Source organism: Streptomyces sp. NPDC050703, from assembly GCF_040654435.1.
Lineage (GTDB): Bacteria > Actinomycetota > Actinomycetes > Streptomycetales > Streptomycetaceae > Streptomyces.
On record NZ_JBFAHX010000017.1, the window covers coordinates 125,750 to 140,305 of the forward strand.

The window sequence follows — 14,556 nt, forward strand, 5'->3', positions numbered from 1 at the left end:
CGACATCCCGATTGCGGCTTCGGGCACGAAGGGGCGCATCCTTGGGCAGGGTGGACTGGGCGGAGTGTCGCGTTATGAGTGCTTCGGTTTGATCCATCAAGATGTGCGCCAATCGTGCGCTACGCGCGTGGTGTGTCGGAGAGGGGTCCAGGATGAGCAGCAGCGGTGTGCCGTCGTCGCACGGGTTCACCACCGTGCGCGGGCGCGGCTACCGTCCCGAGCAGGCCGAGGCGTACGCCGACGGGATCTCCCGGGAGCGGGACGACGCGTGGGAGCGCGCGGCACGGCTGACCGTCCTCGCCAGGGAGATGGAGGCGGAGGCCGAGCGGCTGCGCGAGGTGGTCTCGCGGCTCGCCCCGCAGACGTACGAGGAGCTGGGCGAGCGGGCCCGGCGTCTGCTGGCGCTCGCCGAGGAGGAGGCCGAGGAGGTCCTCGACGCGGGGCGGGCGGACGCGCGGGACGTGAACGAGGCGGCGGAGGCCGGGGCCCGTGAGGCGCGGGAGGCCGCTCGCGCGTACGCGGACTCGGTGGCCGCGGACGCCGACGAGTGGGTCGGGCGGCGGGAGCTGGCCGACCGTACGGCGGCGGACGGGGCGCGGGCCGCCGCCCGGCGTGAGGCGAAGGAGGTGCGCGGGGAGGCGCTGGCGGCGCTGCGGGAGACGCGGCAGCGGTGCGAGGGGCTGCTCGCCGGGCAGGAGAGGGAGCAGGAGGAGCGGCGGGAGGCCCTGGAGCGGGAGATCGCGGAGCGGACGGCCGCGTCGGACGCGGTGGACGCCGAGCGGATCGCCGCGGCCGAGGCGCGCCTGTCGGAGGCGAAGCGGGCCTTCGCCGACGAGGAGGAGGCCGCGCGGCACGGTCAGGAGGACGCGTCGGCCCGCGCGGCGGAGATCGTCGCGGAGGCGCGGCTCCAGGAGGAGCGGATCGGCCGTGAGACGGAGCGGGTGCTGCGGGAGCACGGCGAGGAGTGGGACGAGGTGCGGGGGCACATGGACCATGTGCGGAGCAGCCTCGCCGCGCTGACGGGGCGGGCGTCGGTGGAGTCGTAGGGGCCGGGCCGGGCCGGGCGCGGGCGCCCAGGCGGGGCGCGGGCGCTCAGTCCGCCGTCTGCCGTGTGGGCCGGTCGTCCGGCTGCGGGCCCTGCTGTCCGTCGCGCAGGACGGGGAAGCGGCGCGGGGCCAGGAGCAGCAGGGTGAGCAGGGCCAGGGCGGCAGCGACGGCGGCGCCGGTGTAGACGGCGTCGACGGCGGCGTCCACCGCGCGGCGCAGCCGTTCGGGGTCGGCGACGGAGCCGGGGTCGTCGAGGACGCGGGCCACCGAGTCGAGCGAGCCGGAGCCGCCGAGCCGTGCGCTCAGGACGCCGTTGGCCACCGCGCCGAAGAGGGCGGCGCCCAGGGTCTGGCCGATCTGGCGGCAGAAGAGGATGGAGGCGGTGGCGGTGCCGCGCTCGGCCCAGCCGACGGTGGACTGGACTCCCACGATGAGCGGCAGCTGGAAGAGGCCGAGGGCCGCGCCGAGGAGCAGCATGATCAGGGCGGGCTGCCAGGCCGCGCCGGGGTAGGGGAGCAGGGGGAAGGCCAGCAGGACGAGGCAGGCCGCCGAGATGCCGGCGATCGCGGTGTTCCGGAAGCCGATCCTGCGGTAGACGTGCTGGCTGAGGGCGGCGGAGACCGGCCAGCTCAGGGTCATCACCGAGAGCACGAACCCGGCGGCGACGGGGGCGAGGCCGAGGACGGACTGGGCGTAGGTCGGCAGGAAGACGGTGGGGGCGACCATCAGGAGGCCGAGCGCGCCGAGTGCGAGGTTGACCGCGGCGATGGTGCGGCGCCGCCAGACCCAGCCGGGGATGATGGGCTGCTCGGCGCGGCGTTCGACGAGGACGACGACGGCGACGAGGGCGAGTCCGGTGCCGAACAGGGTGAGGGAGGGCGCGGAGAGCCAGGCCCAGGCGACGCCGCCCTGCACGAGCGCGGTCAGGAGGACGCCGCCGCAGGCGAAGACGGCGAGCGCCCCCGGCCAGTCGACGCGTCCGCGCGGCACGGTCTCGCGTTCCGGCTCGTGGAGGTGGCGTGCGATGAGCCAGAGGGCGAGCGCCCCGACGGGCAGGTTGATGAGGAAGATCCAGCGCCAGTCGGTGTACGAGGTGATGAGGCCGCCGAGCGCGGGCCCCGCGACGGCCGAGGTGGCCCACACGGTGGAGAGCCTGGCCTGGATCTTGGGGCGTTCCTTCAGCGGGTAGAGGTCGGCGGCGAGGGTCTGCACGGTGCCCTGGATGGCGCCGCCGCCCAGGCCCTGGACGACGCGGAAGGCGATGAGCGACTCCATGTCCCAGGCGAGGGCGCAGAGGGCGGAGCCGAGCAGGAAGAGCAGGCAGCCCGTGATGAGGACGGGTTTGCGGCCGAAGGTGTCGGAGAGCTTGCCGTAGACGGGCAGGGTGACCGTGGCCGCGAGCAGGTAGCCGGAGAAGAGCCAGGAGAAGATCGGGAAGCCGCCGAGTGAGCCCACGATCTGGGGGACGGCGGTGGAGACGATGGTGGAGTCGATGGCGGCGAGCGCCATCGACAGCATGAGCGCGGCGACGACCGCGCCCCGGCTCCGGCCCCGTATCGCGCCCTTGGCGCCTTGTCCGCCCCGCCCGTCCACGAAGGTCCTTTCCTGTTGCACCAGTTGCTGCGGGCCACCTTCTCACCAGGTCGGGGGTGGAGGGCAGGGTGTAGTCAACCCTGAGTCCATGTCCACCGACGGGGGGAGTCCCCCTAGGGGAACCTCCGTACTGCGGACCGGGGAGGGTTCGTACCGCCGGAGGATGAGCGGGCCCGTGACCGCTTCTTAGATTGTCCTTACGACGTACCGCACCGACGGGGGCGCCGAACCCCACCCCGAGGGTGGGGTTTTCCCCCCGGGAAGACTGCGCTGAGCACCAGCGCGCCGGAGCCGGTCGTCCCACCAGACTTGAGCGCGCGGCGGACACGCCGACGCACCGCGTGACCGACATAGGAGACTTACCGTGACAACGGCTGTGACCACACCCAGGCACGGGGGCACTGGAGGGCGTACGGCCGTGGCGGCACGGGCGCGCCAGGTCGTGAAGGCGTACGGATCGGGGGAGACCCGCGTCGTCGCGCTCGACCACATCGACGTCGACATCGTCCGCGGCCAGTTCACCGCGATCATGGGCCCCTCGGGCTCCGGCAAGTCCACCCTGATGCACTGCCTCGCGGGCCTCGACACCGTCAGCAGCGGACAGATCCACCTGGACGAGACCGAGATAACCGGCCTGAAGGACAAGAAGCTCACGCAGCTCCGCAGGGACCGCATCGGCTTCATCTTCCAGGCCTTCAACCTGCTCCCGACACTCAACGCCATCGAGAACATCACGCTCCCGATGGACATCGCCGGCCGTAAGCCGGACCGCGGCTGGCTCGACCAGGTCGTGGAGACCGTCGGCCTCGCGGGGCGCCTCAAGCACCGCCCGACCGAACTCTCCGGCGGCCAGCAGCAGCGCGTCGCCGTGGCGCGCGCGCTCGCCTCGCGGCCCGAGATCATCTTCGGTGACGAGCCGACCGGCAACCTCGACTCCCGGGCCGGGGCGGAAGTCCTCGGCTTCCTGCGGCGCTCGGTGACCGAGCTGGGCCAGACCATCGTGATGGTCACGCACGACCCGGTCGCCGCCTCGTACGCGGACCGCGTCCTGTACCTCGCGGACGGCCGGATCGTCGACGAGATGCACCACCCGACCGCCGACCAGGTGCTCGACCGCATGAAGTCCTTCGACGCGCGGGGGCGCACGTCATGACCGTCCTCAAGACGTCGATGCGCAACTTCCTCGCGCACAAGGGCCGCATGGCGCTCTCCGCCGTGGCCGTGATCCTGTCGGTGGCGTTCGTGTGCGGCACGCTCGTCTTCTCCGACACCATGAGCACCACCTTCGACAAGCTCTTCGCGGCGACCTCCGCCGACGTCACGGTCTCCCCCAAGTCCGCCGAGGACGCCGGTCAGGCCCCGGACAGCGGCAAGCCCGAGTCGATGCCCGCATCCGTCGTGAGCCGGGCGCGGCAGGCGGACGGCGTCAAGACCGCCGAGGGCGCGGTCAGCAGCGAGAGCGTGACCGTCGTCGACAGCCGGAACGAGGACGTCGGCCCCACCAGCGGCGGCCCGACCATCGCGGGCAACTGGACGCGCAACGACCTGCGTTCGATGGAGATCACCTCGGGGCACGCGCCGCGCGGCCCCACCGAGGTGATGATCGACGCCGACACCGCCGACAAGCACGGCCTGAGGATCGGCGACGAGCTGCGCACCATCGCCGCCACCGGCGACCACACCGCGAAGATCTCCGGCATAGCCGCCTTCAAGGTGACCAACCCCGGCGCGACCGTCGTCTACCTCGACACGGAGACCGCCCAGCGCGAACTGCTCGGCACCACGGGACGGTTCACCCACGTCAGCGTCACCGCCGCCGCGGGTGTCAGCGACACCGCGCTGAAGGCGAACGTCGCGAAGGACCTGGACAAGGGCGCGTACGACATCAAGACGCAGAAGGAGACCGCGGACGACAACCGGAAGTCCGTCGGCGGCTTCCTGGACGTCATGAAGTACGCGATGCTCGGCTTCGCCGGGATCGCCTTCCTCGTCGGCATCTTCCTCATCATCAACACCTTCTCGATGCTGGTCGCCCAGCGCACCCGCGAGATCGGCCTGATGCGGGCCATCGGTTCGAGCCGCAAGCAGGTCAACCGCTCCGTCCTGGCCGAGGCCGTGCTGCTCGGCGTGGCCGGCTCCGTCATCGGCGTCGGCGCGGGCATCGGACTCGCGGTCGGCCTGATGAAGCTGATGTCCGGCATGGGCATGGAACTGTCCACCGGCGACCTCACCGTCAACTGGACGACCCCCGTGGTCGGCATGGTGCTCGGCGTCGTCGTCACCGTCCTCGCCGCCTACCTCCCGGCACGCCGGGCCGGCAAGGTCTCCCCGATGGCCGCGCTGCGCGACGCGGGGACCCCGGCGGACGGCCGCGCGAGCGTGCTGCGCGCCGTCATCGGCCTGGTCCTGACCGGCGCGGGCGCCTTCGGGCTCTACGCCGCGTCGCAGGCCGACAAGGCATCGGAGGGCTCGCTCCTCCTGGGCGGCGGCGTCGTCCTCACCCTCGTCGGCTTCGTCGTCGTCGGCCCCGTCCTCGCCTCCGGCGTGGTGCGCGTCTTCAGCGCCGTCCTGCTGCGGGCCTTCGGCTCCGTCGGGCGGATGGCCGAGCGCAACGCCCTGCGCAACCCGCGCCGCACCGGCGCGACCGGCGCCGCCCTGATGATCGGCCTCGCCCTGGTCGCCTGCCTCTCCGTGGTCGGCTCCTCGATGGTCGCCTCGGCCACGGACGAGCTCGACAAGTCGGTGGGCGCCGACTTCATCGTCCAGTCCGGCAAGGGCGCCCCGATCACCGCCAAGGCCGCCGAGTCGCTGGAGAAGGCCGAGCACATCGGCCACATCACCCGCCTCAAGGGCATCGAGGCCGACATGACCACGCCCGACGGCAAGACCGTGGACGGCGTCGGCCTGAGCGCCGCCGACCCGACGTACGCCAAGGATCTGCGCCGCGAGACGGTCGCCGGCGAGCTGTCGGCCGCGTACGGGAAGAACGCCATGTCGGTCGGCGACAAGTTCGCCGAGAAGCACGGGCTCGGGGTCGGCGACGAGGTGAAGGTCGCCTTCGAGCACGGCAGAACCGCCGAACTGCGGATCGCCGCCGTCACCAAGGACGACGGCGCCCTCGACAACGGCGCGATGTACCTGAACATCTCGACGCTGGAGAAGTACGTCCCCGCGGACCGGATCACGCAGAACGACATCATGTTCGCCACGGCCGCCGAGGGCCGCGACGAGGCCGCCTACCAGTCGCTCAAGGACGCCCTCGCGAAGTACCCGCAGTACGAGGTGATGGACCAGACCGACTTCAAGGAGACCCTGAAGGACCAGGTCGGCCAGCTCCTCAACATGGTCTACGGCCTGCTCGGCCTCGCCATCATCGTCGCGGTCCTCGGTGTGGTGAACACGCTGGCCCTCTCGGTGGTCGAGCGCACCAGGGAGATCGGCCTGATGCGGGCGATCGGCCTCTCCCGCCGCCAGCTGCGCCGCATGATCCGCCTGGAGTCCGTCGTCATCGCCCTCTTCGGCGCCCTGCTCGGCCTCGGACTCGGCATGGGCTGGGGGGCCACGGCCCAGAAGCTCCTCGCCCTTGAGGGCCTGAAGGTCCTGGAGATCCCGTGGCCGACGATCATCGCGGTCTTCGTCGGATCGGCGTTCGTGGGCCTGTTCGCCGCGCTCGTCCCCGCCTTCCGGGCGGGCCGGATGAACGTCCTGAACGCCATCGCCACCGAATAGCCACCGTCACGGGGGAACGGGGGAGACGGCCCCCGGCGGACGCGCGACACGTCCGCCGGGGGCCGTCCGCCGTCACCGGGCCGCCGTCACCGGGCCCGGCGGAGCAGGACGTACCCGTGGACCTCGGCCTCAAGGACGTACCGGGTGCCCGGGTGCAGCTGCCGGGCGTACGCGACCGGGTCCTTGGCCCAGCCGGAGCGGTTGTCCAGGGCCAGGTACCGCGGCACGACGGGGCGGGCCGCGCCGACCCAGAAGACGCGGGCGCGGGAGGTCAGCCGGCTGACGGGCCCGATGTTCGCCTCCACGGTGGCACCGTCGGGGATGCGGTCGAGCATCCGCTCCACGTCGATGACCTGCCCGCTCTTCTCGTACGTACGGGCCTCGGTGAGGGTGGAGACCGGCAGCGAGGTCGTCAGGGCGAGGGCCGCGGCGGCGGCGCAGGCCGGGAGCAGTTCGGCGTACCGGCGCAGCCACGGCCGCTCGCTGCGGCGGGCGCCGGCGACGGCGTCGGCGAAGGCGAGCAGGAGCACCGGCATCAGGACGGCGCTGTAGTGCCAGTCGGTGCCCCAGTAGTGGTCGTCGGCGGAGAGGAAGCGCCAGCCGATGGTGGGCAGCGTGATCAGGACCAGCGGCGAGCGCAGGGCGAGCAGCCCGGTGGTGGGGATCAGGAGCCAGCCGAGGGTGCGGACCTTGGTCCAGAAGCCGTCGAAGAGGACGGGGAGCCCACCGCCGTCACCGACCTTGTCCCAGTAGTCGTAGGCGCCGACGGAGTTGAAGGCGGGGATGATCAGCGTGAGCGTGGCGGCGGTGGCGAGGGCACCGAAGGCGGCGACGCCGAGCGCGCGGGGCAGGGCCTTGGGGTCGGTGCGGCGGCAGCGGATCGCCACGACGACGGCGATGGCGGCGAGGGTCACCCCCAGGTCCTCCTTGACGAGGACCAGCGGCAGCGCCCAGTACAGCGCGGCCCGCCACCGCAGCCGCAGCAGCGCCTCCAGCGAGAACGCGATCAGCGGCACGGCGAAGCAGATCTCGTGGAAGTCGAAGTCGGCGGCGCGCTGGATGCCCCAGGAGAGTCCGTAGGCGATGCCGACCGCGAGCCCGGAGCCGCGCCCGAGGAGGCGGGTCGCGGCGCGCGTCACGGGGATCGCGGAGACGGCGAAGAGCAGGGCCTGCGCCACGAGGAGCGTGAGGGGCGTGGGGAAGAGGCGGTAGGCGGGCGCGAGCAGGGCGGTGACGGGGCTGAAGTGGTCGCCGAGGATGTTCGCGCCGGGCCCCTTGAGGTCGGCGACGGGCACCTGGAGGTGCGCGTAGGCCCGCACGGCCTGCTCGAATATCCCGAGGTCCCAGGAGCGGCTCTCCATCTGCCGGTACCGCCCGACGGACACCATGGCGTACGCGAGGAAGAGACCGGCGGCGAGGATCAGCGGAGCGCGGTCCCACACCCCGCCGCTCCCCGTGGCGGGGGCGGCGGCACGGTCCCGCCCGGGTATCAGCTCGTCGGCACGCTCCAGGGCGGGGGCGTCGGTCTGTGCTCCGGGCATGACGTGGCTTTCTGATCGACGGCGGTGGTGCGGCGGGCTTCGCGGGGCGTACAGGTTTTCGTACCGGCGTATTCGGGACATTGTGCGGGAAGGACCGGGCGGCACCCGAGGCGGGCACGCCGTGCCGCGGCCCCGGGCGGTGTGGCGCGCGCCGGTCCGAGCCGCGCGTGTCGGTCCCAGGTCGTACGCTGGAGCCCCCCGGCCCGTGCGACGTGCCGGGCGGTTCGCGTTGCCCATCGCAAAGCCCGCTCACACCGGTACCTGGACGGAAAAAGCCCACATGAGCCTGCACGGTCTGCTCGACGCCGTCGTCAAGGACGCCGCACTCGCCGAAGCGGTCGAGGCCGCGGGCGACGGCCACCGCATGCACGTCGACCTGGTCGGTCCGCCCGCGGCCCGCCCGTTCGCGGTGGCGGCGCTCGCCAGGGACGCCGGCCGTCCCGTCCTCGCCGTGACGGCCACGGGACGCGAGGCGGAGGACCTGGCCGCCGCGCTGCGCACGATCCTCCCGCCCGACGGCGTGGTGGACTTCCCCTCCTGGGAGACGCTGCCGCACGAGCGCCTCTCGCCGCGCTCCGACACCGTGGGCCGCCGCCTGGCCGTGCTGCGCCGCCTGACGCACCCGCGGGCGGACGACCCCGAGACGGGCCCGGTCTCCGTCGTCGTCGCCCCGGTCCGCTCGGTCCTCCAGCCGCAGGTCAAGGGCCTGGGCGACCTGGAGCCTGTCGCGCTGCGCGCCGGACAGAGCACCGACCTCAACGAGATCGTCGAGGCGCTCGCGGCAGCCGCGTACGCCCGGGTGGAGCTGGTCGAGAAGCGCGGCGAGTTCGCGGTGCGCGGCGGCATCCTCGACGTCTTCCCGCCGACCGAGGAGCACCCGCTCCGGGTGGAGTTCTGGGGCGACGACGTCGAGGAGATCCGTTACTTCAAGGTCGCCGACCAGCGCTCCCTGGAGGTCGCCGAGCACGGTCTGTGGGCGCCGCCCTGCCGTGAGCTGCTGCTCACCGACGAGGTGCGCGAGAAGGCGGCGGCCCTCGCCGAAGACCACCCCGAACTGGGCGAACTGCTCGGCAAGATCGCCGAGGGCATCGCGGTCGAGGGCATGGAGTCCCTGGCGCCCGTCCTGGTGGACGAGATGGAGCTGCTGATCGACGTCATGCCGAAGGGCTCCATGGCGGTGGTGTGCGACCCGGAGCGGGTGCGTTCGCGCGCGGCCGACCTGGTGGCGACCTCGCAGGAGTTCCTCCAGGCGAGCTGGGCGGCGACGGCGGGCGGCGGCGAGGCCCCGATCGACGTGGACGCGGCGTCCCTGTGGGGCATCGCGGACGTCCGCGACCGCGCCCGTGAGCTGGGCATGATGTGGTGGTCGGTCAGCCCCTTCGCCGCGGATGCTGAGCTCGACGAGGACACCCTGAAGCTCGGCATGCACGCCCCCGAGACCTACCGGGGCGACACCGCGAGGGCGCTCGCGGACACCAAGGGCTGGCTGGCCGACGGCTGGCGCACGGTGTACGTCACCGAGGGCCACGGCCCCGCCGCCCGTACGGTCGAGGTCCTCGGCGGGGAGGGCATCGCGGCCCGCCTCGACGGCGACCTCGGCGAGCTGACGCCCTCGCTCGTGCACGTCTCCTGCGGCTCGATCGACTACGGCTTCGTCGACCCCGCCCTCAAGCTGGCCGTCCTCACCGAGACCGACATCTCGGGGCAGAAGGCGGCCGGCAAGGACGGGCAGCGCATGCCCGCGCGGCGCCGCAAGACGATCGACCCGCTGACCCTGGAGTCCGGGGACTACATCGTCCACGAACAGCACGGCGTCGGCCGGTACATCGAGATGGTGCAGCGCACCGTCCAGGGCGCCACCCGCGAGTACCTGGTGGTGGAGTACGCCCCCGCCAAGCGCGGCCAGCCCGGCGACCGCCTGTACATCCCCACCGACCAGCTGGAGCAGATCACCAAGTACGTGGGCGGCGAGGCCCCCACCCTGCACCGGCTCGGCGGCGCCGACTGGACGAAGACGAAGGCGCGCGCGAAGAAGGCGGTCAAGGAGATCGCCGCCGACCTCATCAAGCTGTACTCCGCCCGCATGGCCGCCCCCGGCCACGCCTTCGGCCCCGACACGCCCTGGCAGCGCGAGCTGGAGGACGCCTTCCCGTACGTGGAGACGCCCGACCAGCTCACCACGATCGCCGAGGTCAAGGACGACATGGAGAAGACGGTCCCGATGGACCGCCTGATCTGCGGCGACGTGGGCTACGGCAAGACGGAGATCGCGGTCCGCGCCGCCTTCAAGGCCGTGCAGGACGGCAAGCAGGTCGCGGTCCTCGTCCCCACGACGCTCCTGGTGCAGCAGCACTTCGGCACGTTCTCCGAGCGGTACTCGCAGTTCCCGGTCAACGTGAGGGCGCTCAGCCGCTTCCAGACGGAGACCGAGTCCAAGGCCACCCTCGAAGGGCTGCGGGACGGCTCGGTGGACATCGTCATCGGCACGCACCGCCTGTTCTCCTCGGAGACCAAGTTCAAGGACCTGGGCCTGGTCATCGTCGACGAGGAGCAGCGCTTCGGCGTCGAGCACAAGGAGCAGCTGAAGAAGCTCCGCGCCAACGTCGACGTCCTGACGATGTCGGCGACCCCCATCCCCCGGACGCTGGAGATGGCGGTCACCGGCATCCGCGAGATGTCCACGATCACCACCCCGCCCGAGGAGCGGCACCCGGTCCTGACCTTCGTCGGGCCGTACGAGGAGAAGCAGATCGGCGCCGCGGTCCGCCGCGAACTGCTCCGCGAGGGCCAGGTCTTCTACATCCACAACCGGGTGGAGTCCATCGACCGGGCGGCGGCCCGCCTGCGGGACATCGTGCCCGAGGCCCGTATCGCCACGGCCCACGGCCAGATGTCGGAGCAGGCCCTCGAACAGGTGGTCGTCGACTTCTGGGAGAAGAAGTTCGACGTGCTCGTCTCGACGACGATCGTCGAGTCCGGCATCGACATCTCCAACGCCAACACCCTCATCGTCGAGCGCGGCGACAACTTCGGCCTCTCCCAGCTGCACCAGCTCAGGGGCCGTGTCGGCCGTGGCCGCGAGCGCGGTTACGCCTACTTCCTCTACCCGCCGGAGAAGCCCCTCACGGAGACCGCCCACGAGCGCCTCGCGACGATCGCCCAGCACACCGAGATGGGCGCGGGCATGTACGTGGCGATGAAGGACCTGGAGATCCGCGGCGCGGGCAATCTGCTCGGCGGCGAGCAGTCGGGACACATCGCGGGCGTCGGCTTCGACCTGTACGTCCGCATGGTCGGCGAGGCGGTGGCCGACTACCGCGCCTCCCTGGAGGGCGGCGTGGAGGAGGAGCCGCCCCTGGAGGTCAAGATCGAGCTGCCGGTCGACGCGCACGTCCCGCACGACTACGCGCCCGGCGAACGGCTGCGCCTCCAGGCGTACCGCGCCATCGCCTCCGCCACCACGGAGGAGGACGTCAAGGCGGTGCGCGAGGAGCTGACCGACCGGTACGGCAAGCTGCCGGAGCCGGTGGAGAACCTGCTCCTCGTCGCGGGCCTGCGGATGCTCGCGCGCGCCTGCGAGGTCGGCGAGATCGTCCTCCAGGGCAACAACATCCGCTTCGCCCCGGTGGAGCTGCGGGAGTCGCAGGAGCTGCGCCTCAAGCGCCTCTACCCCGGCTCGCTCATCAAGGGCAACGCCCACCAGATCCTGGTGCCGCGCCCCAAGACCGCGAAGGTCGGCGGCAAGCCGCTGGTCGGGCGGGAACTGCTCGGCTGGGTGGGGGAGTTCCTGACCTCCATCCTGGGGTCGTAGCGGCGGGCCGGGCGCTACGGCTTGCACGCCTCGGCGATCGACAGGCTGTTCTCGTAGAGGTGGTGGCGGGTGATCCGCCCCTCCTCGACGGTGAGCCGCAGCGCGAAGGGCCCCGCGAAGGACTTGCCGGTGGCGCGGACGGTGCCCGCGAGGTGGCCGAACAGGACCGTGTCGGCGCCGTCCACCAGAAAGGTGTCGAGGGTGGCGCGGGCGTCCTCGGCGACGGTGTGCGCGGCCAGTTCCGCCGACTGGGCGGCGCATTCGGCGCCGGTGGAGCGCGGGCGTATCCACGGCACGCCCGGGTTGTCGGCGAGCAGCCAGTCGACCTCGTCGGCGAACAGCTCCGCCATGCGTGCGGTGTCCCCGGCCAGGCGGGCCTCGATGAACGCCTGCACGACGGCTCGGGTGGCTTCGGGGGCGGGGCGCTGGGTCGTCATGGCGTGCTCCTCGGGGCGCGGCGGGGGCTTCTCCTGCGTGCCCGATCCTGCCGAGGCGGGGCGGGCGGGTCGATTACCCCGGAGGTCATGCCGGTGGCGGGGGCCGGGCTGCGGTTACCGTGGGGGCCGGGAGAGTCCGCCCAGGGGAGGGGAGAGCGCAGTGACGCTCAAGGTCGTGGGTCTGCGCCGGTATCCGGTGAAGTCGATGCTCGGCGAGGAGCACGACCGTCTTGAGTGCGACGCGCGCGGCATCGTCGGCGACCGCCTCTGGGCGCTGCGCCACCCCGACGGCAAGCTCGCCAGCGGCAAGAACCACCAGCGCTTCCGCCGCACCCCGGGCATGCTGGAGCACCGCGTGACCTACGAGGCGGACGGCACGCCCGTCATCACCGCCCCGGACGGCGCGACGCTGCGCCCCGGCGATCCCCGTGTCCCCGAACGCTTCGGCGCGGGCGTCGAGCTGGTCAGGGAGGGCGAGGACAGCCACAAGGACGTGTCGGCCGTCTCGCTCGTCGGCACCGCCTCGCTGCGCGCGCTCGGCGACCTGCTCGGTGACGCGGACCCCGTCGACGTGCGGCGGCTGCGCAAGAACGTGGTCGTGGAGACCGACGAACCCTGGATCGAGGAGGACTGGGTGGGCCGGGAGATCACCATCGGCGCCGGCCGGGAGGCGGAGCCGCTGCGGCTGCGGGTCACCCGGCGCGTCGTGCGCTGCGTCATGGTGACGCAGGCCCAGCCGGGGCTGCCCGTGGACAACCGCGTCCTGAAGACCCTCACCGCCGCCCGCGGCATGTGCGTCGGCGTCCACACGGACGTCGTGACGCCGGCGCCGATGGCCCTCGGCGACACGGTGACCGTCCGATGAGCCGCCGCACCACGTCGGCGTTGCTCGCGCTGGTCGCCGTGCCCGCGCTGCTGACCGGCTGCGAGACCGGCGGCACGGCGGAGGGCGGCGCCGCGGGACGCGACGCGAAGACGGGCTCCGCGCTCGCCGCCGTGGACACGCTCACCGTCAAGGGCCGCGCCCCGAAGACCGGTTACGACCGGGCCCGGTTCGGCACCGCCTGGGCCGACACGGACTCCAACCATTGCCCGACCAGGGACGACATCCTCAAACGGGACCTGAAGGACGTCACGTACCAGGGCGGGGACTGCCGGGTCGCCGCCGGGAGGCTCGCCCCCGACCCGTACACCGGCAAGGACGTGACGTTCCGGCGCGGGCGCAGCCGGGTCGACATAGACCACCTCGTCGCCCTCTCCGACGCCTGGCAGAAGGGCGCAGCCCGGTGGGAGCCGGGCAAGCGGATCGCCTTCGCCAACGACTCGCTCAACCTCCTCGCGGTCGACGCCGGGGCCAACCGCGGCAAGGGCGACGGCGACACCGCGACCTGGCTGCCGCCGAACAAGGGCTACCGCTGTGCGTATGTGGCCGGGCAGGTCGCGGTGAAGAAGAAGTACGGGGTGTGGGTGACCGGCGCCGAGCGCGACGCCATGCGGGAGGTGCTCTCGGCCTGCCCGGAGGAGAAGCTGCCCGAGGGCGGCGCGCCGACCACCGCTCCCGGACGCTTCCGCGCGCGGTGACGCGGGACGGCGCCGGCGACGGAAAACGGGATGCCGGTGCGGGGCCCGCCCGTTAGCGTGCGCCGTATGGACCTCAAGATCACGACGCTCGCCGAGCGGCCCGAACTCGCCGGCCCCCTGTGGAACATGGCCGAGGACTGGCCGGAGTTCATCCTGTACGACCCGGTCGGCTGGTCGTTGATCGGACGCCTCCTCAAGGAGTTCCCCGAGTACGTCCTCGTCGCCACCGACGCCGGGGCCGACGGCAAGGTCGTGGCGCGGGCCTTCAGCGTGCCGCTCGGACTGCGTGCCCGCGCCGAGGGCGGGCTGCCCGACGGCGGCTGGGACCAGGTCATGCTCTGGGCCTTCTCCGACCTGCGGCACGGCAAGGACCCCGACACGGTGAGCGCGATCGAGATAACCGTCGACCGCGCGGCCCAGGGGAAGGGCGTCTCCGGGCTGATGCTCGCGGCGATGCGGGACAACGCGCGGGCGCGCGGCTTCGGTGAACTCGTCGCCCCCGTGCGGCCCAACGCCAAGCACCTCGAACCGGCCGCGCAGATCGACGAGTACGCGTACCGCACGCGCGAGGACGGCCTGCCCCAGGACCCGTGGCTGCGGGTGCACGTCCGCGCGGGCGGCGTGATCGAGAAGGTCGCGCACGCCTCCATGACGGTGTCGGGGTCGACGGCGCAGTGGCGCGAGTGGACGGGCCTGCCCTTCGACGCGGACGGTCCCGTCGAGGTCCCTGGCGCGCTGGTGCCGGTGCACTGCGAGGCGCGGCGGGGCTACGCGGTCTACGTCGAGCCGAACGTCTGGGTGCGGCACACGCTGTGAG

Annotated in this window: 10 protein-coding genes; 7 read left to right on the plus strand and 3 right to left on the minus strand. The window is 72.6% G+C overall.

Annotated elements, in window-relative coordinates; translation table 11 throughout:
- Positions 1 to 152: 152 nt before the first annotated feature.
- Entirely contained in the window at positions 153 to 1,046 is an 894-nt protein-coding gene (locus AB0I16_RS18310; RefSeq protein WP_363250417.1) for a cellulose-binding protein, read from the plus strand.
- 46 nt (positions 1,047 to 1,092) lie between these two features.
- On the opposite strand, the gene AB0I16_RS18315 is transcribed toward AB0I16_RS18310, so the two are convergent.
- The gene (locus AB0I16_RS18315) at positions 1,093 to 2,640 is read right to left on the minus strand and encodes an MDR family MFS transporter (RefSeq protein ID WP_363250452.1); all 1,548 of its coding nucleotides are present in this window, start codon (positions 2,638 to 2,640) and stop codon (positions 1,093 to 1,095) included.
- Between the two features lie 364 nt (positions 2,641 to 3,004).
- Between AB0I16_RS18315 and AB0I16_RS18320 the strand changes: the two genes are divergently transcribed.
- Together AB0I16_RS18320 and AB0I16_RS18325 are read left to right on the plus strand one after the other, a co-directional pair.
- Positions 3,005 to 3,793, plus strand: a complete 789-nt coding sequence (locus AB0I16_RS18320; RefSeq protein ID WP_363250418.1) for an ABC transporter ATP-binding protein — start codon at positions 3,005 to 3,007, stop codon at positions 3,791 to 3,793.
- Positions 3,790 to 6,369 carry an FtsX-like permease family protein gene (locus AB0I16_RS18325; RefSeq protein WP_363250419.1) on the plus strand — a complete coding sequence of 860 codons (2,580 nt, stop codon included), beginning with the start codon at positions 3,790 to 3,792 and terminating at the stop codon, positions 6,367 to 6,369. The genes AB0I16_RS18320 and AB0I16_RS18325 overlap by 4 nt, the downstream gene beginning before the upstream one ends.
- A gap of 86 nt (positions 6,370 to 6,455) precedes the next feature.
- On the opposite strand, the gene AB0I16_RS18330 is transcribed toward AB0I16_RS18325, so the two are convergent.
- A complete protein-coding gene (locus tag AB0I16_RS18330; protein WP_363250420.1) occupies positions 6,456 to 7,910 on the minus strand; it encodes a DUF2079 domain-containing protein in 1,455 nt (484 codons plus the stop codon).
- Positions 7,911 to 8,190: 280 nt separating this feature from the next.
- Here AB0I16_RS18330 and mfd point away from each other — a divergent pair, with 280 nt between their 5' ends.
- Positions 8,191 to 11,721, plus strand: coding sequence for a transcription-repair coupling factor (mfd, locus tag AB0I16_RS18335; protein WP_363250421.1), 3,531 nt, complete (start codon positions 8,191 to 8,193; stop codon positions 11,719 to 11,721).
- A 14-nt stretch (positions 11,722 to 11,735) separates the two neighbouring features.
- Here mfd and AB0I16_RS18340 read toward each other — a convergent pair whose 3' ends face one another.
- A complete protein-coding gene (locus tag AB0I16_RS18340; RefSeq protein ID WP_363250422.1) occupies positions 11,736 to 12,158 on the minus strand; it encodes a nuclear transport factor 2 family protein in 423 nt (140 codons plus the stop codon).
- 160 nt (positions 12,159 to 12,318) lie between these two features.
- On the opposite strand from AB0I16_RS18340, the gene AB0I16_RS18345 reads away from it, so the two are divergent.
- The 3 genes from AB0I16_RS18345 (at position 12,319) to AB0I16_RS18355 (ending at position 14,555) form a co-directional block, all read left to right on the plus strand.
- Positions 12,319 to 13,023, plus strand: a complete 705-nt coding sequence (locus AB0I16_RS18345; protein WP_363250423.1) for an MOSC N-terminal beta barrel domain-containing protein — start codon at positions 12,319 to 12,321, stop codon at positions 13,021 to 13,023.
- Positions 13,020 to 13,739, plus strand: a complete 720-nt coding sequence (locus AB0I16_RS18350) for an HNH endonuclease family protein (protein WP_363250424.1) — start codon at positions 13,020 to 13,022, stop codon at positions 13,737 to 13,739. Before AB0I16_RS18345 ends, AB0I16_RS18350 begins: the two co-directional genes overlap by 4 nt.
- 66 nt (positions 13,740 to 13,805) lie before the next feature.
- Positions 13,806 to 14,555 carry an N-acetyltransferase gene (locus AB0I16_RS18355; RefSeq protein WP_363250425.1) on the plus strand — a complete coding sequence of 250 codons (750 nt, stop codon included), beginning with the start codon at positions 13,806 to 13,808 and terminating at the stop codon, positions 14,553 to 14,555.
- Position 14,556 lies beyond the last annotated feature (1 nt).